Genomic DNA, 22,070 nt, shown 5'->3' with positions numbered 1-22,070 from the left:
CCTTACACCGTCAGCACTACGCAGCTATCCGCATCCCAGCATAAACGCACCTCGTCACCCCAGGTGGGCGTTCCTTTCCGATGGCGGTGTTCATTCTGCAACTGGGCGCTGATCATCTGCCCGCTTTGCAGGCGCACATGATAGATAGAGAGATCCCCGAGATAGGCGATATGAATCACCTCGCCGACGGCAAAATTGTAGCCGTCCGCCGGTGGTTCATCGCACAGCATGATCTTCTCCGGGCGCAGCGCCACCCAGACCGGCACGTTGTCCACCACCGACGCGTCGGGGTCGACCTTCAGCGGGTGCACCAGTCCTGGCGAACTCAACACCAGGCCATCCTCCAGACGCTCCTTCACCAGCCCTTCAAAGACGTTCACCGAGCCGATGAACTCGGCGCTATAGCGGGTGGTCGGGTGCTCGTAAATCTCTTCCGGTTCGCCAATCTGCACAAACTTGCCGCGGTTCATGATGGCGATACGGCCCGCCATGGTCATCGCCTCTTCCTGGTCGTGGGTCACCATTACGCAGGTCACGCCAACGCGTTCAAGGATATCCACCACCTCCAGCTGCATGCGATCGCGCAGCTTTTTGTCCAGCGCGCCCATCGGCTCATCGAGCAGCAGCAGCTTCGGCCGTTTCGCCAGGCTACGCGCCAGCGCGACGCGCTGGCGCTGGCCGCCAGAGAGCTGGTGCGGCTTGCGTTTGGCATATTCCTGCATATGCACCAGAGCCAGCATCTCCTGCACCCGGGCGGTGATTTCCGCCTTAGGCAGACGATCCTGCTTCAGACCGAAGGCGATATTCTGCTCAACGGTCATATGGGGAAACAGGGCGTAGGACTGGAACATCATATTGATAGGCCGCTGATAGGGCGGCACGCGCGCCAGATCCACGCCGTCGAGCATAATCTGCCCGGCGGTCGGTTGTTCAAAGCCCGCCAGCATACGCAGCAGGGTCGATTTCCCGCAGCCTGATGCGCCTAGCAGAGCAAAAATTTCGCCTTTATAGATAGTGAGACTGACGTCGTCGACCGCGTGCTGGCCATCGAACGACTTGGTTAAGTTACGGATTTCCAGTAGCGGGGTCAGCGCTTTGGGGGCTTTCGCCTGTGGGCGGGGCATTACGTCGTTCAATCGGGTGCTCTCCGGCAAAAAAACGATCACCATATGGTCCGGTGCCATACTTCGTGCTTAACAGTGCAATTGCACCATCCTGGTGCTTCTGCTCGCCGGGCGCGCTGCCATTTCCCGGCGAGTGCAGATCTGATTCGGCCCGTGTTCGACGGGCCGTCAGAGATTATTTGCCGCTCTTCACTTTGGTCCACGCGCGAGTGCGCACGCGGTCAATCTTCGGATCCTGCACCTTCAGCGTGAACAGTTTGGCGAACACATCCGCTGGCGGATAAATCGCCGGGTTGTTACGGATCGTCTCGCTGACCAGCGGTGTGGAGGCCTTGTTGCCGTTGGCGTAGAACACCTGGTCGCTGATTTTAGCGATCACATCCGGGCGCATCAGATAGTTAAGGAACTGATAGGCTTCATCTTTATTCTTGGCGTCGGCCGGCATGGCAAAGACATCAAAGAACGCCAGCGCGCCTTCTTTCGGAATAAAGTAGGAGACGTTAACGCCGTTCTTCGCCTCTTTCGCGCGGTTGGCCGCCTGCCAGACATCCCCTGCCCAGCCGATCGCCACGCAGATGTCGCCGTTGGCAAGGTCATTAATATATTGCGAAGAGTGGAAGTAGCGAATGTTCGGCCGCAGCTTCAGCAGCAGATCGGTCGCCGGGCCGGTGTAATCATCCGCTTTGCTGCTGTTCGGATCCTTGCCGAGGTAGTTCAGCACGGTGGCGAAAATCTCTTCCGGCGCGTCGAGGAAGGAGACGCCGCAGCTTTTCAGTTTTTCAAGGTTCTCCGGCTTCAGCACCAGATCCCAGCTGTCCACCGGCGCATCTTTACCGAGGACGGCTTTCACCTTATCCACGTTGTAGCCAATGCCCGTCGTCGCCCACAGGTAAGGCATGGCGTATTTATTCTCAGGGTCATGCTTGGCGACCAGCTTCAACACTTCGGGATCAAGGTTCTTCCAGTTGGGCAGCTTGCTCTTGTCCAGCGGCTGGAACACGCCCGCCGCCAGCTGGCGCTCAAGGAAGCTTGCCGACGGTACCACCAGGTCGAAACCGGTGCTGCCGGCCATTAATTTGCCTTCCAGTACTTCGTTGGAATCAAAAACGTCATACACGACTTTAATCCCGGTCTCTTTTTCAAAATTCGCTACCGTGTCCGGCGCAATATAATCAGACCAGTTATAAACATGCAGGGTTTTTTGTTCGGCGGCGAGCGAACCGGCAGAGACGGCCATCAGCGCACCCGTAACCAGACCTGTTAACCATTTTTTACCAAAGGCGGTCATATCTCTTATCCTTCTCAACGCCCGTTAATTTACGGGCTCAAATATACGCATTTCAACGCATGCAAGAATCATGCATATTTTTTCATTGCCTGAGAAAAGGAGAGCGGATCTCTCCCGGAGTGGTTGCTCGCAACTGGAAGCATCGCCAGAATAACTGTAGCCAGAATAAGAGGCTATAGCCCAGGTAAAAAAACGCCTTTTATCAAATTTTTATGCAATAACGGTCTACGTGATAAGCCAAAACGGCCTGAATGGCGGTGAATAATGCTTTAAGAGAAGGATAAACGCAGAATAAAAGCGGGTAATACGCAGCCGCTGCGGTAGTGGCTGCGCTAATTTTAGGCAGGTTTAGTGAAGAAAATGGTATTGCACGTTTTCCGCCGCGGGCTCTTCTTCTTCGCCTTTGTACAGCAGCTGGTTGGCGCCCGCTTCGAGGATAACCATCGAGATCTGCTCTTCGCTTTGGCGGAAGAACCAGGCGAACTGCTCCATGGTCACCCCCGGGCCGATAGACAACGACTGACAGACCACCAGCTTGGGCAAGTTATCGTCCTGAATATCGATAAACGCCTTCACAGTTAACGAACTGGCGTTGATAGCCGAGAGATCCGCCGACAGCGCCAGCAGAGCGGACGGCTTCACCTCCGCGAGGGCGGAAAAGAGCACCACGTTGTCTACCAGGTCAATTTTGGCATCAAAAATACCGTCGAAATTCTGCATATGCGGCAGATGCAATGCCTGGCAGGAATCGCACTCAAAAAAGCTGATGCCGATCTCATCCAGCCAGCGGCGTAGCGTATCCAGACCTGGAACGACCAGTGAATCCATAGTGCCTGTGACCCCTTACAATGAAAAAACGACGCCATAGCTTACGCAAAAAAAGCGCCGCATACCATGACAGACTTGCATCCAGCGGCTAGCCGCCTATTTTCAAACAGAATTCCGGCGTCGCCTGGCGCTCGATCCAGGCGATCATCCGGCTGGCGATGTCCACGCCGGTGGTGGTTTCCACCCCTTCCAGCCCCGGCGAGGCATTCACCTCCATCACCAGCGGCCCGCGGGTGGCGCGTAAAATATCGACACCGGCGACATCGAGCCCAAGGGTTTGCGTCGCCTTGATGGCAATCGCCCGCTCCTCGTCGCTAATCTGCGCCACCGTGGCCATGCCGCCGCGGTGCAGGTTAGAACGAAAGTCGCCCTCTTTAGCCCGCCGTTCGATCGCCGCCACCACCTCATTGCCGACCACCAGGCAGCGAATATCGCAGCCTTTCGCCTCGGCAATATATTCCTGCACCAGAATATGCGCATTCAGCCCGCGAAAGGCGTCGATCACGCTCTCCGCCGCCTGACGGGTCTCCGCCAGCACCACGCCGATCCCCTGGGTGCCTTCCACCAGCTTCACCACCAGCGGTGCCCCGCCCACCATGGCGATCAGGTCGCTGGTGTCATCCGGGGAGTGAGCGATGCCGGTCAGCGGCAAATCGATACCCTGGCGCGCCAGCAGCTGCAGCGAGCGCAGCTTATCGCGAGCGCGGGTGATGGCGACCGACTCATTCAGCGGATAGCTTCCCAATAGTTCAAACTGACGCAAAGCCGCGGTGCCATAGTAGGTGATCGCCGAGCCAATCCGCGGGATCACCGCATCAAAATGCGGTAGCTGACGCCCTTTGTAGTGGATGGACGACGCCACCGGACTGACATTCATATAGCAGGAAAGCGGATCGAGGATCTCGACCTGATGCCCGCGCTGTTGCGCCGCTTCGCGCAGGCGTCGACATGAATAAAGCGTTCCATCCCGGGATAATATGGCAATTTTCATCCTGCACCTCTGCAAAAAGACCCGCTCTGGCGGGCCTCAGCTATCGAACACACTTTCACCTTTCCTGCGGCCGGCGGCGGAGATCACCTGGCCGGAGCAGCAGTGTACACGTAATCAGCGTGTTGCCCACCCCTGCTTATGCAGATAGTCGAGAATAAACGGACGACTCTCTTTCACGATAGTGCGACGGATATGATCGCTCCAGGTATCGCGGCGGGCGTTGCTGCCGCGCGACAGATAATAGTGCGCCAGCTGGTCGTCATAGTCCGCCAGCAGCGCGTTATCCAGCGGCTGATAGCGGTTCTCATGCACCAGCATGGCGGCCGGCATCCGCGGCTTGATGTCCGGGTTATCCGCCGGCCAGCCAAGGCAAAGACCGAACAGCGGCAGGACGTGCTGCGGCAGCGCCAGCAGCTCAGTCACCGCCTCGATGCTATTACGCAACCCGCCGATATAGACGCCGCCCAGCCCGAGGGACTCGGCGGCAATCAGCGCGTTTTGCGCCAGCAGCGCCGTATCGACGACGCCGATCAGCAGCTGTTCAGCCAGCCCCAGCTGCGCCTGTGGGCAAATCTGCAGGTGGCGGTTAAAGTCGGCGCAGAAGACCCAAAACTCCGCCGCCTGGGCGACGTGCTGCTGGCCGCCGGTCAGCGGGACCAGTTGCTCACGCAGCGCCGGGTCGGTAATACGGATGATGGAGGTGCATTGTAAAAAACTCGAGGTAGATGCCGCTTGCGCGCTGGCGATAATTTCTGCGCGCTGTTCGTCGCTCACGGGGGCATCGGTGAAGTGGCGGATGGAACGGTGGCTGCGCAGCAGCTCAATGGTCGGCGTCATTACGTTTTTCTCTGTCAGACAAGGATTCAGGCTTTGGAGAGTGCGTTAACTGCGGGGCCACGATCTGCGCCATCCGCCACATAACGACGATGGCGGCGGGGATCATCAGCACGATCCCGGCAAAGAGCATCACCAGCGCCGCGGTCGGGCTGGCAATGGGCGCAGGCAGCTGGACATACTGGTTAAGCGAGAGCCAGGCGAGGGTTAACAGCCCCATCCCGAGGATCTCAACCAGCAGAATGCTTTTCGGCAACGGGGCAAATTTTCGCATCACACCTCTCCGGTTGATAAGCGCGGCGCATCAGACAATCTCACTACGCCGCCGGGTCAGTATACGGGTTTTGATAGTACGACATTTATCAAACATAGCCGTAAACCATCGAAGCAAAAGGCAGAACCTTCTTTCCCTCACCGGTCAATGCAGGCATCATAAGCGCCATTCGCCATCCGGCTGAGGTTTAAGGAGAGAAGCAATGTTTACCGTTATTTTTGGTCGTCCAGGCTGCCCTTACTGCGTTCGCGCCAAAGAGCTGGCAGAAAAACTGACCAACGAGCGTGATGACTTTAACTACCGTTACGTGGATATTCACGCCGAAGGCATCAGCAAAGCTGACCTGGAAAAGACCGTCGGCAAACCGGTTGAAACCGTGCCGCAGATCTTCGTCGACCAGAAACACATCGGCGGTTGCACCGATTTCGAAGCCTGGGCGAAAGAGAACCTCGGACTGTTTGCCTGAGCCAATTTATTTGCTCGATGAGTGACTGCGCCAGGTATCAAGCCAGGCGCAGATAAACAAAAAGCACAACGCCCCGAGCGCGCACCAGAACACCGCGCTCAGTACCCACGCCATCTCCTGCCAGAACGTTCTGTGCGTCACGAAGAACAGCCGCATCGTCACCATACAGACCGGCGCCGCCAGCATCGCACCCAGCAAAGGACGCAGTACCCGCTGTCCGGGAGAGAGGCAGCTCGCCGCCGCCCCTGGCAACAAAAAGAAGAGCAGGCCCAGCTCCGGGTTGCCGCTGGCGCGAAAGGCCCCTTTCATATGTAATAGCAGCGATAAGCACACCACAATGAACAGAACGAAGCCGCAGATAATACCGGCCCAACTACGCTCAGACTTCACCGTATCCTCCTGATGTTGCCTCTAACTCACGTCCACGTCGCCCAGTCAGATAAAGCATTTCGGCAATCCATGCCAATAACTCCCCAACCAGCCTAAAAACGATTGTCACTAGCCGCCGCATCCAGGAAGGATTAAACTAGCGGGTATATTTTTGCTGGTTATAACAGGGTGCCAGAATAGGTTCGCCACAACGCGAACGCCTGAGCAACCTTAGACCAAATAACCATTTCCTTCAACAACTTACTAGTAAATGAGAAGTTGGCTTTCGTGAATATAAACGTCGCAGATTTGTTAAACGGGAATTACATCCTGTTATTATTCGTTGTACTTGCATTAGGACTATGCCTGGGAAAACTGCGTCTCGGCTCAGTACAACTTGGTAATTCCATTGGCGTTTTAGTCGTTTCTCTCTTATTAGGTCAACAGCATTTCGCGATTAACACTGATGCCCTTAATCTCGGCTTTATGCTGTTTATTTTTTGCGTCGGCGTGGAAGCCGGGCCCAACTTTTTTTCCATTTTTTTCCGCGACGGCAAAAACTACCTGATGCTGGCGCTGGTGATGGTCGGCAGCGCGATGCTGATCGCCACCGTGCTGGGCAAAGTGTTCGGCTGGGATATTGGTCTTACCGCTGGTATGCTGGCGGGCGCCATGACCTCCACCCCGGTGCTGGTGGGCGCGGGCGACACCCTGCGCCATTTCGGCCTGCCCAGCGATCAGCTGGCGCAGTCGCTTGACCATCTGAGCCTCGGCTATGCCCTGACCTACCTGGTCGGCCTGGTGAGTCTGATCGTCGGCGCCCGCTATATGCCCAAGCTGCAGCATCAGGATCTGCAGACCAGCGCCCAACAAATCGCCCGCGAGCGCGGCCTCGATACCGATTCAAAACGTAAAGTGTACCTGCCGGTGATCCGCGCCTACCGCGTTGGCCCGGAGCTGGTGGCCTGGGCGGATGGCAAAAATCTGCGCGAACTGGGGATTTATCGCCAGACCGGCTGCTATATCGAACGCATCCGCCGCAACGGCATTCTGGCCAACCCGGACGGCGACGCGGTGCTGCAGATGGGCGACGATATTGCGCTGGTGGGCTATCCGGACGCGCACGCCCGCCTCGACCCGAGCTTCCGTAACGGCAAAGAGGTATTCGACCGCGATCTGCTCGACATGCGCATCGTCACCGAAGAGATTGTGGTCAAAAATCACAACGCCGTCGGCCGCCGCCTGGCGCAGCTGAAACTCACCGACCACGGCTGCTTCTTAAACCGGGTGATCCGCAGCCAGATTGAAATGCCTATCGACGATAACGTGGTGCTGAACAAAGGCGACGTGCTGCAGGTCAGCGGCGACGCCCGCCGCGTAAAAACCGTGGCCGACCGCATCGGCTTCATCTCCATTCACAGCCAGGTGACCGACCTGCTGGCCTTCTGCGCCTTCTTTATCGTCGGCCTGATGATCGGCATGATCACCTTCCAGTTCAGCTCTTTTAGCTTCGGCATCGGCAACGCCGCCGGCCTGCTGTTCGCCGGCATTATGCTTGGCTTCCTGCGCGCCAACCACCCAACCTTCGGCTATATCCCGCAGGGAGCGCTGAACATGGTGAAAGAGTTTGGCCTGATGGTGTTTATGGCCGGGGTCGGACTCAGCGCCGGGGCCGGGATCAATAACGGTCTGGGCGCCGTCGGCGGTCAGATGCTGGCGGCAGGGCTTATTGTCAGCCTGTTGCCGGTGGTGATCTGCTTCCTGTTCGGCGCCTATGTGCTGCGCATGAACCGGGCGATGCTGTTTGGCGCCATGATGGGCGCCCGCACCTGCGCCCCGGCAATGGAGATCATCAGCGATACCGCGCGCAGCAACATTCCGGCGCTCGGCTACGCAGGCACCTACGCCATCGCCAACGTGCTGCTTACCCTTGCCGGGACGCTCATCGTGATCATCTGGCCAGGGCTACAATAAATTTTTGAGAAAAAAGCCGTCACAGGCAGAACTTTTTCTCAGGGCATCAGTCATAAGTAATGCCACTGCTTTTCTTTGATGTCCCCATTTTGTGGAGCCCATCAACCCCGCCACTTCGGTTCAAGGTTGATGGGTTTTTTGTTGCCTGAATTTATCCCTCACGCATGTCTCGCACCGCCTCAGCGCCCCTCTTCCTGCGCCCTCTCCCCCGCCAGCTGCCCAACCAGCAGCCGGATTGCCGCCTTCGACAGCGGCGCGCGGTCGGTGACAAAGTGCAAGGTCATTCCTTCAATAAAGGCGTCGAGGCCGCGGGCGGTATCGGGGGCGAACCATTGCTCCAGCGTCTGCTGGCTGCGCCGCATCCAGTTCTGCATCACCCCCTTTAGCGCCGGCTGACTGCTGCAGAACGCGTACAGCTGATACATCAGCTCCATATTGCGCGCCGTGGTCACCTGGGCGCTGAAGATCAGCTCCGCGATGGCATCGCAGGCTTGTTCCCGGTTCGTTACCCCGGCAAAGCATTGCTGATACTGCGCCGACATCTCGGCGGTAAACAGGCTGAACGCCTCCTCAACCAGCGCCTCGATACCGCTGAAATAATAGGTCAACGACCCCAGCGGCACATTCGCGCAGAGGGCGATTTTGCGGTGCGTCACCGCCTGGACGCCGTGCGCCGCGATGGTGTCCAGCGTCGCCTGCAGGATGCGCTCGCGGCGCTGCGGATCGTTCGGTCTACGGGCCATGATTTTCCTCTTCCGGTTTATGTACAAATGTACACATGCTTGCTACTGTTGTCTTCACTCTTCTCCTTTAAGGCGTTTACGGATGACGACGCAAACCTCGCGCAGAGCGCTCCAGCTTCGGCTGTGGGCGCTGTTTATGTTCTTTTTCATCCCCGGCTTATTAATGGCCTCCTGGGCTACCCGCACGCCGGCGATCCGCGATCAGTTGATGCTTTCTACGGCAGAAATGGGCGTGGTGCTGTTTGGTCTGTCGGTGGGGTCAATGAGCGGTATTCTCTGCTCAGCGTGGCTGGTGAAGCGCTTTGGTACCCGCAAGGTCATCCGCACCACCATGTCCTTCGCCGTACTCGGCATGCTGGTGCTCAGCCTGGCCCTGTGGGTCTCTTCCGCCCCGCTGTTCGCCTTCGGCCTGGCCATCTTTGGCGCCAGCTTTGGCTCTGCAGAAGTCGCTATTAACGTCGAAGGCGCGGCCATCGAGCGAGAAATGAATAAAACGGTGCTGCCGATGATGCATGGCTTTTACAGTTTCGGCACCCTGTTCGGCGCCGGGGTGGGCATGGCAGTGACCGGATTCGGCCTGCCTGCCGCCCCGCATATCCTGGCGGCCGCGCTGGTGGCTATTCTGCCCATCGCCATTGCCATCCGCGCCATTCCCGATGGCACCGGTAAAAACGCCGCCGAAGCCGCCCACGGTGAGGCGAAAGGTCTGCCGGTATGGCGCGACGCGCAGTTGCTGCTGATCGGGGTCATCGTCCTGGCGATGGCATTTGCCGAAGGCTCGGCCAACGACTGGCTGCCGCTGCTGATGGTGGACGGCCACGGCTTTAGCCCCACCTCCGGCTCGCTGATCTATGCCGGCTTCACCCTCGGCATGACGCTGGGCCGCTTTACCGGCGGCTGGTTTATCGATCGCTACAGCCGGGTGACGGTGGTCCGCGGCAGCGCGGTGATGGGCGCCCTGGGTATTGGCCTGATCATCTTCGTCGATAACCCCTGGGTGGCGGGCATCTCGGTACTGCTGTGGGGCATCGGCGCCTCGCTCGGCTTCCCGCTGACCATCTCCGCCGCCAGCGATACCGGGCCGGACGCGCCCAAGCGTGTCAGCGTGGTGGCGATCACCGGTTATCTTGCTTTCCTCGTCGGGCCGCCGCTGCTGGGCTTCCTCGGCGAACACTTCGGCCTGCGCAGCGCCATGATGGTGGTGCTGGGTCTGGTCATGGTGGCGGCACTGGTCGCCCGCGCGGTGGCTAAGCCACAATCTGAACCCGTTATGGAGAACAGCTAATGAGCATCAAACTGATTGCGGTGGATATGGACGGCACCTTTTTAAGCGATGCCAAAACTTACAACCGGCCGCGCTTCCTCACCCAGTACCAGCGAATGCGTGAACAGAATATTCGCTTCGTGGTCGCCAGCGGCAACCAGTATTATCAGCTGATCTCCTTTTTCCCGGAGATCGCCCATCAGATCGCCTTTGTGGCGGAAAACGGCGGCTGGGTGGTGAGCGGCAATGAAGACGTCTTCAACTGCCAGCTGCCGCTCCACCATTTCAACGCCGTGGTCGATCATCTGCAGACCCTGCCGAATATCGAAATCATCGCCTGCGGGAAGCGCAGCGCCTACACTCTCAACCGCTATAACGACGCGCTGAAGACGGTGGCGGCGAAGTATTATCACCGCCTCGAACTGGTGGATGATTTTAACCACCTTGATGACGCGATCCTCAAATTTGGTCTCAACGTACCGGACAGCCTGATCCCGGAAATTCAGCCGAAGCTGCACGCGGCGCTGGGGGATATGGTCACCGCGGTGGCCACCGGCTACGGCAGTATTGACTTAATTATGCCTGGGGTGCACAAAGCCAACGGCTTGCGCATTTTGCAGCAGCGCTGGGGCATTGAGGATCATGAGGTGGTGGCGTTCGGCGATAGCGGCAATGATATCGAGATGCTGCAGCACGCCGGATTTGGCTTTGCCATGGCCAACGCCCGGGAAGACGTCAAAGCCGTCGCCAGCCATCACGCGCCGCACAACAATGAAGAAGGCGTGCTGCAGATTATTGATAAGGTGTTAAATCGCGAAGCGCCGTTCGCCTGATAAGACCCCGGATGCCTTTGTGCATCCGGGTTTGCCACCGGTTACGCCTGCTGCGAATTGCCGACGCTTTTATCTTTCAGGAAGTAGATCATCAGCCCCAGCCACAGTACTCCGCCCAGCAGGTTAAACAGGCTGAACAAGCCGTTGCCCCCCAGCTCATAAGCATGTTTGCTGAGCTCGATGCCGACGGTGAAGATCAGCATCTGCAGCATTCCCATCGCCGCCGAGACCGTGCCTTTGCTCATCTCGCTGGCGAACAGCGTTAAGCGCACCAGACCGGCATTCGCGAGGCCAATTCCGAAGGCGTAGAAGCTCAGGCCGGCGGTCATCCACAAATAAGCGTGGGAAGAGACCACGGTCGCCGCCGCGGAGAGGATCAGACCAAACATGATCGGCCAGCCGCCCATGATAATCAGCGAGCGCACGGTACGGCGCGAAGTGAGGCGCGCCAGCACCAGGTTACCGGCAATCAGCGCGCCGAAAATCGGCACCTGCAGCATGCCATACTCATAGCTGGTGGCCTGTTCGCCGCTGATAATAATCACCGGCGACTGGGCAATCCACGCCAGCAACGGCAGGCTGACGAAGCCTGTCGCCAGCGCGCCGGCGACGAAGCGCAGGTTTTTCAGCACCAGGCGATAATCGCGGCCCAGCTCTTTAACCGACAGCTTTTCGCCCAACCGCGTCGCGGTTTCCGGCATCGCCCGCTGCAGCCCGACGAATGAGATGGCCGCCAGCACGGCGAACAGGACGAACATCATCTCCCATGGCAGCACGTGCACCCAGGCGGCGCCCACCAGCGGCCCCAGCAGCGGAGCAATCAGCGCCACGTTGGCCATCAGGGCGGTGATTTTGATACACACCGCCTCCTCAAAAGACTCCTGGATCGCCGCATAGCCTACCGCGCCGATAAAGCACAGGCTGATCCCCTGCAGGAAGCGCAGCAGGGTAAACTGCTCAATGGTCTGCGCCAGCAGCGTCGCCAGGCAGGTGACGATAAACCACACCACCCCGGTCAACATCACCGGGCGGCGGCCAATACGGTCCGACAGCGGCCCCAGCAGCCACTGTAAAAACATGCCGCCGGCCAGATAGGCGGTCATCGAGGTAGGTACCCATTCGTTGCCCACCTGAAACTCCTGAACCACGGCCAGCATACCCGGCTGGATCATATCGTTGCCGATATAGGTGGAAAACTCGTACAGCACCAGACATAGCGGGAACAGCAACGCCTGCCTTCCGAGGCGGCGGCCTGAAAGCGAATAATTTTGCATGAAATCTCTTATCTATCAAAAATCGCGCAAAGTGTAATGAAACTCCCGGTGCGGAGATAGTGAATTGTGGGTGACACCGCACAATATTGCGAATTGCGCGCCGCCGTCCGGACTCTCCCCCTGCTATTCAGCCTGCGTATATATTCCGTTTATGTTTCAGCAATGTGACAAACGATATACTGGCGCTTTTCAGGCGGTTAGCATTGAAATCCATTTGCAAGATTTCTTAACAGCCTGATCTTTAAGACAATGCTGCTTTATCTCCACACCGCTTTTTTTTAGGGTAGGCGGCTTATTTGCTATCGGACCAACGAGCCTGGAAGTCTATGCTGGAAAATATTAACTACGCGCTGTTCGCCCTGATCAACGCGACGCCGGCCTCGCCGCAGTGGGCCATTGAGGTGGCGATCCTGATCGCCAAAGATCTGATTCTGATCGTGCCCTTGCTGGTAGTGACATTATGGCTGTGGGGGCCTGCCCAGCGGCAGATGGTGTTTAAGCTGATGCTGGCGCTGATAATTAGCCTGACCGTGTCGTGGGCGATCGGCCACCTCTATCCGCACGATCGGCCGTTTGTCGCCGGCGTAGGCTATAACTTCCTGCATCACGCGGCGGACGACTCCTTCCCCAGCGATCATGGCACCGTCAGCTTTACCTTTGCCCTGGCTTTTCTGTTCTGGCACCGCCTGTGGTCCGGCGCGCTGCTGATGGCCATCGCCGCCGCCATCGCCTGGTCCCGCGTCTATCTCGGCGTGCACTGGCCTCTGGATATGGTCGGCGGTCTGCTGGCCGGAATGTGCGGCTGCCTCGGCGCGGCGCTGATCTGGCATACGTTCGGACCGGCGCTGTATCGCCAGCTGCAGCGACTGTATCGTCTCTGCTTCTCCCTGCCGATCCGCAAAGGCTGGGTACGCGGCTAAACGCCAGCCGTCGCTGCGGCCACCGCGTGACTAACCCGTAAGCGACAGGTAAAATCCCGCTAACGCCCTGCCCCCGCAGGGCGATTTTAGCGCAGAGGGAATATGGAAACTCGCCGTGACGAACGTATCAGTCAGCTCATTCAGGCACTCAAACGCAGCGATAAGCTACATCTGAAAGAAGCCGCCTCCCTGCTTGGGGTGTCGGAAATGACCATTCGTCGCGACCTCAATGGCCACAGCGGCCCGGTTGTGCTGCTCGGCGGATACATTGTGCTGGAGCCGCGCAGCGCCACCCATTACCTGCTCAGCGATCAAAAAACCCGGCTGGTCGAGGAAAAGCGCCGCGCCGCTCGCCATGCGGCCGCGCTGCTGGAGGCCCATCAGATGGCTTTCTTCGACTGCGGGACCACCACGCCGTGGATCATTGACGCCATCGATGATGCCCTGCCCTTCACCGGCGTCTGTTACTCCCTGAATACCTTCCTGGCCCTGCAGGAGAAACCGCAGTGTCGCGCGGTCCTGTGCGGTGGGGAATTTCACGCCAGCAACGCGATTTTTATGCCGCTGAGCCTTGAGGACACCCTCAGCCATCTGAGCCCTGACATCGCCTTTTACTCGGCGGCAGGCATTGACTGCGAGCAGGGGGCGACCTGCTATAACCTGGAGGAGCTGCCGGTCAAGCACTGGGCGATGCGTCACGCGCGCTACCACGTGCTGGTGGTCGACCACAGCAAGTTTGGCAAAGTGCGTCCGGCGCGCATGGGGGCGTTAGCGAAATTTGACGTGATCGCCAGCGATATCTGCCCGGATGATGAGCTGGTCGCGCTGGCGAAGGCGCAGCAGATCTCCCTGCTGTATTGAGGCGTCACTGACCGCGCCCCGCCGGGCGCGGTCATGGCATCAGGAGAACCAGCTGCCGAACCAGCCGTGGAGTTTCATCAGTACGAAGTCGATCATCCGGCTGAAGAAACCGCCCTCTTTCACCGGCTCCATGACGATCAGCGGGCGCTGCTCGATGGTTTTATCATTCAGCTTAAAGTCGATAGTCCCGACCACCTGCCCCTTCTCCAGCGGCGCGGTAAGCTGCGGCTGATTTAAGGTGTAGCTGGCTTTCAGGTTTTTCAGCTGGCCCTTCGGCAGGGTGATAGAGCCCGCCTCGCCGGCTCCCAGTTTCGCTTCGCTGCTGTCGCCAAACCATACGCGCTGGGTAACGAAGGTGGCATCCGGTTTAATCGGCGTCACGGTTTCATAGAAGCGGAAGCCCCAGGTCAGCAGTTTTTCTGACTCGTTAAAGCGAATGCGGTCAGTTTTGGTCCCCAGTACCACGGCGATCAGACGCATATCACCCTGGGTGGCCGAGGAGACCAGGTTATAGCCGGCCCCGGCGGTGGTCCCGGTTTTTACACCATCGGCGTTGAGGTTGGTGCTCCACAGCAGACGGTTGCGGTTCGGCTGGCGAATTTTATTGAAGGTGAACTCTTTCTCTTTATGTACCGCGTACTCTTCCGGCACATCGTGGATCATCGCTTTGGTCAGCAGCGCCATATCGCGGGCGGTACTGAACTGACCCGGCGCATCAAGGCCGTGGACGGTCATAAAGGTGGTGTTGGTCAGCCCCATTTTTTTGGCATAGCCGTTCATCAGGCTGACGAATGCATCCTGGCTGCCCGCCACGTAGTCGGCAATGGCAATACTGGCGTCGTTACCGGACTGAATAATGACCCCTTTGTTCAGATCTTCCACCGAGACCTGCATGCCAGGCTTGAGGAACATCACCGATGAGCCGCGCAGCGCCGGGTTGCCGGTCGCCCAGGCATCACGTCCGACGGTCACCATATCGGTGAGCTTGATTTTTCCCGCTTTTATCGCCTGCCCCACCACGTAGCTGGTCATGATCTTCGTCAGACTGGCCGGGTCGAGTTTTTCATCGGCATTGCCTTCGCTGAGCACCTTCCCGCTGGCGTAGTCCATCAGGATCCAGGCGCGAGCGTCAATCGAAGGGGCGTCGGGGAGTTGTTCTGCAGCCTGCACCGCAGGTGCGACAAGAAATAACAGCGCGCAACCTGCAGCGAGGCCGCGAAGGGAAAAAGCGTCATGCATCATAAGAGCCACCCAAGTATCCTTTCCAAACAAAATATGCCGCACCACTCTGACCGCGCCGCAGCAACCGGTGAGTAAAGCGTACAAATGACCTTAAAGAAACAGCGAGTTGGTAAAGTTTTTAAAGTTTACGCAATAACGTGCCGCTGTGCTTTAATCAGAACAACTTTTTTGATCGTGATTGCCTAAATATTAACTTTATCCCAACATGATCGCCGATCGCGCTGCAACGGCAGTGAAACAAACTCAGGAGCGAAAATGATTACACTGTGGGGACGTAATAACTCGACCAACGTGAAGAAAGTACGCTGGGTGCTGGAGGAGTTGGATCTTCCTTATGAGCAGATCCTCGCCGGGCTGGAGTTTGGTCTCAATCATGACCCGGAATATCTGGCGATGAACCCGAACGGGCTGGTGCCGCTGTTAAAAGACGATGCTACCGGGGTGGTGTTGTGGGAATCAAATACCATTATTCGCTACCTTGCCGCCCAGTACGGCGTCGATCGCCTGTGGCTGGCCGCACCGGCGCAGCGCGCGCAAGGGGAAAAGTGGATGGACTGGTCCAACGGCACGCTCTCTCCCGCCCATCGCCCGGTGTTAATGGGCCTGGTCAGGACGCCGCCGGAGCAGCGCGATCCGGCGGTCATCGCCGCGGGGATCGGCGCCTGTGAATCGCTGTTTGCCATGCTTGATGACGAACTGGCGAAAACGCCATGGCTCTCTGGCGAGCACTTCGGCCTTGGCGATATTGCCGTTGCCCCCTTCGTCTACAATCTGCTGACGATCCTCGATACCTGGCAACCGCGACCCCATCTGCAGCGCTGGTATCAGCAGATTAGCCAGCGCCCCGCCTGGCACGCGGTCGTGAAGATCCCGGTCACCTGAGGTTAACCCTCCGGACTCAAGCGCAACAGTTCGCCGTTAGACTCGTCGGTTAATACGTACAGATAGCCGTCGGGTCCCACGCGGACGTCGCGGATACGCTTCCCGCGCGCCTCCAGTAACCTCCCCTCCTCGCGGACCTGATTACCGTCCACCGATAAGACGATAAGCGACGTCTCCTTCAGCGCGCCGATAAACAGCTTATGCTGCCACTGGGGAAAAGTCTGCGCCGCGTAAAAGGCCATCCCGCTCACCCCGGGGGAGACCGGCCAGACATACAGGGGAGGCTCGGTACCCGGGGCCGTCTTGCCCTTGGCCTCCGGGATCGGCAGGCCGCTGTAGTTAATGCCATGCGTCGCCAGCGGCCAGCCGTAGTTTTTCCCCGCCTGCGGGATGTTAATTTCATCCCCGCCGCGCGGGCCGTGCTCATTGAGCCACAGCGCGTCGCTCCATGGGTTCATCGCCATGCCCTGCGGATTGCGAATACCGTAGGCCCAGATCTCTGGCCTGGCGTCAGCCCGGCCGACAAAGGGATTATCCGGTGGAACGTCCCCGCTCTCCGTCAGGCGGACCACTTTCCCCTGCAGCTTGCTGAGCTCCTGGGCGGTGGCGCGCTGATTGTTCTCTCCCAGACCGATAAACAGATACCCTTTGCCGTCGAACACCAGCCGGCCACCGAAATGATTGCCCACGGAGAGCTTCGGCTGCTGGCGAAACACCACGGTAAAGTTCGACAGCTGCGTGGCATCCTCACTTAACCGCCCGTAGCCTACCGCGGTGCCCGCTTTGCCGCTGGCGTCGCTTTCCGCATAGCTCAGCCAAACCCGTCGCGACTGCGCAAAATCCGGCGCCAGCGCTACATCCAGTAAGCCGCCCTGACCGTTGGCCCACACCTGCGGCACGCCGGATATCGGCGCCGACAGGCCTTTACCTGACTGCCAGCGCTTGAGCTCGCCGCCGCGCAGGGTAATCAACATGCCCTGATCGTCGGGGAGAAACGCCAGACCCCACGGATGGGCCAGCCGGTTTTGCAATACCTCCACCCGCACCGCGGCCTGGCTCAGGGCTGGCAGCGCTAAGGCGCTCAATATCAACAGCAGCGGGATTGGACGCATGGCATTCTCCTTTAGTCAGCTCTGCGCTAAAGGGTAGCCAGCGGGGAAATTTGCGCGGGGATTTTTACATAACCTTTAACAGGGGAAGCGTCCACTTCCCCTGAGTTTCAGCCGATCAGGCATGAGTGATTGGCGACAATTTATTCAATTTATGAATATTTGAAGTCAATCCTGTCAGACAGCGTTCTAGCTTCTCTACGTTAACAGCGATGTACAGCGGACAATCATGATGCCCGCTCATCAGGCATACTGCAGCGGCGGCGAGGGACTCGCCCGCCAGGCGAAGGGCCTCCTTCTCCTCCGGTGAAACGACATTCTGCAGGCGCGGGGCCTGCGCACGCATTTCACGGCAAAGCTCAAACAAGTTATCACGCAGATGGTCATTTTCGCTGACTGACATGTAGCCTTTAGCCTTTCGCAGCTGCAGATAGGCATCAATATCGATATTGGCATTGATGAGCTTCTGCAAAAGATGGCGATATTGTCTGTCAACGGTCATCACAGTTCCTCCTCTGTCGTCCTTTACCCTATCCATAATACGGTTATTTTTTGTGCAAAATGATGCGCCAGGTCAATTATTCCCAAGCCTGTAACACCCTTTACAATGTGACAACCTTACCGCTTTGTAGGATATATACCAAAGATAATGTCATACGATCACAATTAATTTCAAAAAGAAATTAACTCGCAATCATTACCATTAAAAGGCGGAAATAGTGCTGCTAAGATCACACTATACCACAAATGCTATTGCGCGATCGCCAGCCAGAATGCCATAACAAACCATTAATGTAATACGTATAACATTTCATAAAAACAGCGAACGCGGCCCGCGGATCGCTGATAATCTCTCTGCCCGTTTGCAAGGAACTGAAACATGACGCCCGGTAAAAGAAACTACCTCCTGTTGAGTCTTTTCGATTTCCTCTACCTGTTCGCCTGGTCGTCGACCATGGCTTTCTTCGTCATCTGGACCACCCAGCATCTTGGCATCAGCGCCACGAAGACTGGCCTGCTGTACTCGGTCAACGCTTTTATCGCCCTGCTGATGCAACCTTTCTTCGGCTTTATCTCCGACAAGTTCGGCCTGAAAAAACGGCTTATCTGGCTGCTGGTCGCCCTGCTCCTGCCGGTGGGCCCCTTCTTTATCTATGTTTACGCGCCGCTGCTGGTGCACAATTTCTGGTTCGGCGCGCTGCTGGGGGGGATCTATCTGGGGATCATCTTTAACTCTGGCTGCGGGGTGATCGACTCTTACATCGATAAGATTTCCCGTCGCTACCAGTTCGAATACGGTCGGGTGCGGATGTGGGGCTCGTTAGGCTGGGCAGCGGCGGCCTGGATTGTGGGTAAATATATCGACAGCAATCCTAATCTGGCCTTCTGGCTCGCCAGCCTCGCCATCGTCATCGCCGCCATCTGCTTTATGCTGACCAAAATTGAATTAACCGACGCCGATGTGGCGCGAAGCGAATCGCTGAAGGTCTCCCATGCCCTCGAGCTGGCGAAGAACGGTCAGTTCTGGATGCTGCTGCTCTTTACCCTGTTCGTCACGCAAATTTATGACACCTACGATCAGCAGTTTGCCCAGTATTTCTCGCTGCAGTTCTCGACGCCGGAGGAAGGCAACCGCTGGTATGGGATCCTCGCCTCCATTCAGGTGTGCGGCGAAACGCTGTTCTTATGCCTGATGCCGTGGTTTGTTAACCGGACCGGCGCCAAATGGGCGCTGATCATCGCCGGGTTGATCATGTCGGTACGTATTGTCGGGTCAGCCGTGCCCCTCGGTCCGGTGTGGATTGGCGCGGTGAAAATGATGCATGCCCTGGAGAAACCGTTAATTCTGGTATCGGTCTTTAAATTCATCGCTGCCAACTTCGACCACAAGCTCTCTTCGACGGTCTATTTGCTGGTGCTGTTTGTCGCCTCGATCGCCACCGCCATCTACTCTCCGCTGGCAGGCTATCTGTACGATACCATTGGCTTCGCCGATACCTATCTGATCCTCGGCGGTATCGCCGGGCTCTTTACGCTGATCTCCATTTTCACCCTGAAGGATAAGCGCGAGCCGAAAAAGCCCAGCGCCAGGCCTTCCGGGGCCGTTACGCCGGCGCAATAATCCTCTGCCCGGTAGCCACGCCGGGCGCTACACGTTGCGCGCGACTAACGGCTTTTGCAGGAGCGTTTCCAGCACCCGCAGCGGCGAGAGCTGCGGGTGACTCATCGCTTTCACCGGCAACAGAAAGGTCTGCTCAAGCAGATACTGGCCGCGCATCGCGGCGTGCGGGGTCTGATCGGAAAAGCAGATCCAGGTACTGCCGGCGGCAAAGTCGATCTCCTGCTGCACCCCCTGTCGCTGGTACTCAGGGGTGCTTTTCATCGCATCGTGCAGGGCCAGCATCAGATGATCGTAATGGCTACGCCGACTTTTGGTGATCCCCAGCGCTGCCAGCAGCCAGGCGCCTGACGGCGACCAGGGTTTCAGCCGCGGCAGAAAGCGTGCCGCGAGGGTATCGAAATGCTCCCCTGTCCGCCAGGTTCGCGGTTCGCCGCGGGGATGAATATTGCAAAAGATGCGCAGAATACGATCACCCTTGACCGGGCGCGACGGGAATGCGTCCACATGCAGGCGCGAATCGTCTTTGCGCCAGGAGGTCGTTTCACGCCAGGCGGTAATGGGATGCAGACGCAGACTGGTTTGCGGATGGTGCAGCGCCTCGCCATAGCCTGGCAATAACGCGTCGATCAGCTGCAGCGTCATCTGGTGGTAACGCGCCATCAACCGGGCGATGGCAGCCGTTTTCTGCTTATCCGCCACGCCTCTGAGCATGCGGGTGTCGGGTTGATAGCTGATATTCTTGCGCCTCGGCGCGACCAGCTCAGGGGTCAGCAATGCCTGCTCCGTGGCGGTTAATGAAAACGCCAGCTGCGGCAGATAGAGCACATTTCCCTGCTCAAGGGAGTGTTGGATCTGCGGCGGTTGCGGGGGGATCTCCAGATTACTGAATGGCAGGGTGGCTATCGCCACCGGGGAGCCTGTTGGTGTCATTTCCTTGCCTCTTCTCCTCGCGGTCATCGAGGTATTTAGTAAAGAAATTGTTATCACTTTGTAGATTACAACGTAAATGACGGGCGTTTTTATCAGGAATGGCGGTTTTGACCCGGTGCTGAAGCCCACGCGCTCCTCACCCGAGCGCTTTTTCACCATTAACCGCGACGGAGCTATACTCTTTTTCGCAAAGATCTGTAGAATTCCTGCCCTGACCATTCCAATAATTGAACACTTTTTAAGCTATGAGCAATGTCACGCACCAGCCGAAAATCGGCTTCGTCTCCCTGGGCTGCCCGAAAAATCTCGTGGACTCAGAGCGTATCCTGACCGAACTGCGCACCGAAGGTTATGACGTCGTCCCTACCTACGACAACGCCGATATGGTCATCGTTAACACCTGCGGCTTTATCGATAGCGCTGTGCAGGAATCGCTGGAAGCGATCGGCGAAGCGTTAAAAGAGAACGGCAAGGTGATCGTCACCGGCTGCCTTGGCGCGAAAGAGGATCAGATCCGCGAAGTTCACCCGAAGGTGCTGGAGATCACCGGTCCGCACAGCTATGAGCAGGTGCTGGAGCACGTCCACCACTACTCGCCGAAGCCGAAGCACAACCCGTTCCTCAGCCTGGTGCCGGAACAGGGCGTTAAGCTGACGCCGCGTCACTACGCCTACTTAAAAATTTCTGAAGGCTGCAACCATCGCTGCACCTTCTGCATCATCCCGTCCATGCGTGGCGATCTGGTGAGCCGTCCGATTGGCGAAGTGCTGGCGGAAGCCAAACGCCTCGCTGACGCCGGCGTGAAAGAGCTGCTGGTGATTTCTCAGGACACCTCCGCCTACGGCGTCGATGTCAAGCACCGTACCGGTTTCCACAACGGCATGCCGGTGAAGACCAGCATGGTCAGCCTGTGCGAAGAGCTGGCGAAGCTCGGCATCTGGGTGCGCCTGCATTATGTTTACCCGTATCCGCACGTCGAAGATGTGATCCCGCTGATGGCGGAAGGCAAAATTCTGCCGTACCTCGATATTCCGCTGCAGCACGCCAGCCCGCGTATTCTGAAGCTGATGAAGCGTCCTGGCTCTGCAGACCGCCAGCTGGCGCGCATTAAGCAGTGGCGTGAAATTTGCCCGGATCTGACCCTGCGCTCTACCTTTATCGTGGGCTTCCCGGGCGAAACGGAAGAAGATTTCCAGATGCTGCTCGACTTCCTGAAAGAGGCGCGTCTCGACCGCGTCGGCTGCTTCAAGTACAGCCCGGTTGAAGGCGCCACCGCCAACGAACTGGCGGATCAGGTGCCGGAAGAGGTGAAAGAGGAGCGCTGGAACCGCTTTATGCAGCTGCAGCAGCAGATCTCTGCCGAGCGTCTGCAGGAGAAAGTGGGCCGCGAAATCCTGGTGCTGGTGGATGAAGTTGACGAAGAAGGCGCCATTGGCCGCAGCATGGCCGACGCCCCGGAAATCGACGGCGCGGTCTACCTGAACGGCGAAACCCGCGTTAAGCCGGGCGACGTGGTGCGGGTGAAAGTCGAGCATGCCGACGAATACGACCTGTGGGGTACCCGGGTCTAGTCCAGCTTCCCGGATAGCGGCTTATCGCATTCCCCAGCCTACGGGGTCCTCCCGTAGGCTCACCCCCCAGGTCCGCGCAAGCGCAGCGCCGCCGGGCAAGCATTGATTATCTTCCAGGCAGCCCTGTTGCGCCGTTATTTTGCCGGGTGGCGCTACGCTTACCCGGCCTAC

General features: G+C 58.0%; 22 protein-coding genes. 9 read left to right on the top strand and 13 right to left on the bottom strand.

Annotation, left to right across the window (positions count from 1 at the left end):
• Positions 1 to 2: 2 nt before the first annotated feature.
• The 6 genes from potG to A1WC_RS17640 all read right to left on the bottom strand — a co-directional run bounded on the left by potG (position 3) and on the right by A1WC_RS17640 (position 5,339).
• On the bottom strand, positions 3 to 1,136 hold the full coding sequence (gene potG / locus A1WC_RS17615; RefSeq protein ID WP_012542348.1) for a putrescine ABC transporter ATP-binding subunit PotG: 1,134 nt from the start codon (positions 1,134 to 1,136) through the stop codon (positions 3 to 5).
• 163 nt (positions 1,137 to 1,299) lie between these two features.
• Entirely contained in the window at positions 1,300 to 2,412 is a 1,113-nt protein-coding gene (gene potF, locus A1WC_RS17620; RefSeq protein WP_002896368.1) for a spermidine/putrescine ABC transporter substrate-binding protein PotF, read from the bottom strand.
• A gap of 348 nt (positions 2,413 to 2,760) precedes the next feature.
• Positions 2,761 to 3,240, bottom strand: coding sequence for a YbjN domain-containing protein (locus A1WC_RS17625; RefSeq protein WP_002896365.1), 480 nt, complete (start codon positions 3,238 to 3,240; stop codon positions 2,761 to 2,763).
• 88 nt (positions 3,241 to 3,328) lie between these two features.
• Positions 3,329 to 4,231 (bottom strand): 30S ribosomal protein S6--L-glutamate ligase, encoded by a 903-nt coding sequence (gene rimK / locus A1WC_RS17630; protein WP_012542349.1) that lies wholly within the window; start codon positions 4,229 to 4,231, stop codon positions 3,329 to 3,331.
• 114 nt (positions 4,232 to 4,345) lie between these two features.
• Positions 4,346 to 5,068 (bottom strand): nitroreductase NfsA, encoded by a 723-nt coding sequence (nfsA, locus tag A1WC_RS17635; RefSeq protein WP_016160548.1) that lies wholly within the window; start codon positions 5,066 to 5,068, stop codon positions 4,346 to 4,348.
• Positions 5,052 to 5,339, bottom strand: coding sequence for a YbjC family protein (locus A1WC_RS17640; RefSeq protein ID WP_008805812.1), 288 nt, complete (start codon positions 5,337 to 5,339; stop codon positions 5,052 to 5,054). Before A1WC_RS17640 ends, nfsA begins: the two co-directional genes overlap by 17 nt.
• Before the next feature lie 202 nt (positions 5,340 to 5,541).
• Between A1WC_RS17640 and A1WC_RS17645 the strand changes: the two genes are divergently transcribed.
• Positions 5,542 to 5,805, top strand: coding sequence for a GrxA family glutaredoxin (locus tag A1WC_RS17645; protein ID WP_002896352.1), 264 nt, complete (start codon positions 5,542 to 5,544; stop codon positions 5,803 to 5,805).
• A gap of 6 nt (positions 5,806 to 5,811) precedes the next feature.
• On the opposite strand, the gene ybjM is transcribed toward A1WC_RS17645, so the two are convergent.
• On the bottom strand, positions 5,812 to 6,195 hold the full coding sequence (gene ybjM, locus A1WC_RS17650; protein WP_008805811.1) for an inner membrane protein YbjM: 384 nt from the start codon (positions 6,193 to 6,195) through the stop codon (positions 5,812 to 5,814).
• Between the two features lie 267 nt (positions 6,196 to 6,462).
• Between ybjM and A1WC_RS17655 the strand changes: the two genes are divergently transcribed.
• On the top strand, positions 6,463 to 8,148 hold the full coding sequence (locus A1WC_RS17655; protein WP_008805810.1) for an aspartate:alanine antiporter: 1,686 nt from the start codon (positions 6,463 to 6,465) through the stop codon (positions 8,146 to 8,148).
• Positions 8,149 to 8,327: 179 nt separating this feature from the next.
• Here A1WC_RS17655 and A1WC_RS17660 read toward each other — a convergent pair whose 3' ends face one another.
• Complete coding sequence (locus tag A1WC_RS17660; RefSeq protein WP_012542353.1) at positions 8,328 to 8,891, bottom strand: TetR/AcrR family transcriptional regulator; 564 nt, start codon at positions 8,889 to 8,891, stop codon at positions 8,328 to 8,330.
• An 82-nt stretch (positions 8,892 to 8,973) separates the two neighbouring features.
• Here A1WC_RS17660 and A1WC_RS17665 point away from each other — a divergent pair, with 82 nt between their 5' ends.
• Both A1WC_RS17665 and A1WC_RS17670 read left to right on the top strand, forming a co-directional pair.
• Positions 8,974 to 10,176, top strand: a complete 1,203-nt coding sequence (locus tag A1WC_RS17665) for an MFS transporter (RefSeq protein WP_008805808.1) — start codon at positions 8,974 to 8,976, stop codon at positions 10,174 to 10,176.
• The gene (locus A1WC_RS17670) at positions 10,176 to 10,988 is read left to right on the top strand and encodes a Cof-type HAD-IIB family hydrolase (RefSeq protein ID WP_016160547.1); all 813 of its coding nucleotides are present in this window, start codon (positions 10,176 to 10,178) and stop codon (positions 10,986 to 10,988) included. Before A1WC_RS17665 ends, A1WC_RS17670 begins: the two co-directional genes overlap by 1 nt.
• Before the next feature lie 41 nt (positions 10,989 to 11,029).
• Here A1WC_RS17670 and kdeA read toward each other — a convergent pair whose 3' ends face one another.
• Positions 11,030 to 12,262: a multidrug efflux MFS transporter KdeA gene (kdeA, locus tag A1WC_RS17675; RefSeq protein WP_008805806.1), complete on the bottom strand. Its 1,233-nt coding sequence runs from the start codon at positions 12,260 to 12,262 to the stop codon at positions 11,030 to 11,032.
• A 326-nt stretch (positions 12,263 to 12,588) separates the two neighbouring features.
• Between kdeA and ybjG the strand changes: the two genes are divergently transcribed.
• Entirely contained in the window at positions 12,589 to 13,182 is a 594-nt protein-coding gene (gene ybjG, locus A1WC_RS17680; RefSeq protein ID WP_016160546.1) for an undecaprenyl-diphosphate phosphatase, read from the top strand.
• A 102-nt stretch (positions 13,183 to 13,284) separates the two neighbouring features.
• On the top strand, positions 13,285 to 14,043 hold the full coding sequence (gene deoR / locus A1WC_RS17685; protein ID WP_004151717.1) for a DNA-binding transcriptional repressor DeoR: 759 nt from the start codon (positions 13,285 to 13,287) through the stop codon (positions 14,041 to 14,043).
• A gap of 39 nt (positions 14,044 to 14,082) precedes the next feature.
• On the opposite strand, the gene dacC is transcribed toward deoR, so the two are convergent.
• Entirely contained in the window at positions 14,083 to 15,285 is a 1,203-nt protein-coding gene (gene dacC / locus A1WC_RS17690; protein ID WP_004201290.1) for a serine-type D-Ala-D-Ala carboxypeptidase, read from the bottom strand.
• A 255-nt stretch (positions 15,286 to 15,540) separates the two neighbouring features.
• Here dacC and A1WC_RS17695 point away from each other — a divergent pair, with 255 nt between their 5' ends.
• Entirely contained in the window at positions 15,541 to 16,167 is a 627-nt protein-coding gene (locus tag A1WC_RS17695) for a glutathione S-transferase family protein (RefSeq protein ID WP_008805804.1), read from the top strand.
• Between the two features lie 2 nt (positions 16,168 to 16,169).
• Here A1WC_RS17695 and A1WC_RS17700 read toward each other — a convergent pair whose 3' ends face one another.
• Both A1WC_RS17700 and bssR read right to left on the bottom strand, forming a co-directional pair.
• Positions 16,170 to 17,279 carry a PQQ-dependent sugar dehydrogenase gene (locus tag A1WC_RS17700; RefSeq protein ID WP_016160544.1) on the bottom strand — a complete coding sequence of 370 codons (1,110 nt, stop codon included), beginning with the start codon at positions 17,277 to 17,279 and terminating at the stop codon, positions 16,170 to 16,172.
• A 115-nt stretch (positions 17,280 to 17,394) separates the two neighbouring features.
• Positions 17,395 to 17,778, bottom strand: coding sequence for a biofilm formation regulator BssR (bssR, locus tag A1WC_RS17705; protein WP_012968643.1), 384 nt, complete (start codon positions 17,776 to 17,778; stop codon positions 17,395 to 17,397).
• Between the two features lie 378 nt (positions 17,779 to 18,156).
• On the opposite strand from bssR, the gene A1WC_RS17710 reads away from it, so the two are divergent.
• On the top strand, positions 18,157 to 19,398 hold the full coding sequence (locus A1WC_RS17710) for an oligosaccharide MFS transporter (protein WP_016160543.1): 1,242 nt from the start codon (positions 18,157 to 18,159) through the stop codon (positions 19,396 to 19,398).
• A 27-nt stretch (positions 19,399 to 19,425) separates the two neighbouring features.
• Here the strand turns inward: A1WC_RS17710 and A1WC_RS17715 are convergent, their stop codons facing one another.
• The gene (locus A1WC_RS17715; RefSeq protein WP_016160542.1) at positions 19,426 to 20,328 is read right to left on the bottom strand and encodes a Kdo hydroxylase family protein; all 903 of its coding nucleotides are present in this window, start codon (positions 20,326 to 20,328) and stop codon (positions 19,426 to 19,428) included.
• A 245-nt stretch (positions 20,329 to 20,573) separates the two neighbouring features.
• Between A1WC_RS17715 and rimO the strand changes: the two genes are divergently transcribed.
• Positions 20,574 to 21,899, top strand: coding sequence for a 30S ribosomal protein S12 methylthiotransferase RimO (gene rimO / locus A1WC_RS17720; protein WP_016160541.1), 1,326 nt, complete (start codon positions 20,574 to 20,576; stop codon positions 21,897 to 21,899).
• Positions 21,900 to 22,070: the final 171 nt, after the last annotated feature.

The sequence above is a fragment of the Klebsiella sp. KTE92 genome (genome assembly GCF_000398905.1).
Classification (GTDB): domain Bacteria; phylum Pseudomonadota; class Gammaproteobacteria; order Enterobacterales; family Enterobacteriaceae; genus Klebsiella; species Klebsiella variicola.
The sequence above is the reverse complement of the archived record's forward strand: the minus strand, read 5'-3'. Positions and strand labels throughout refer to the sequence as shown.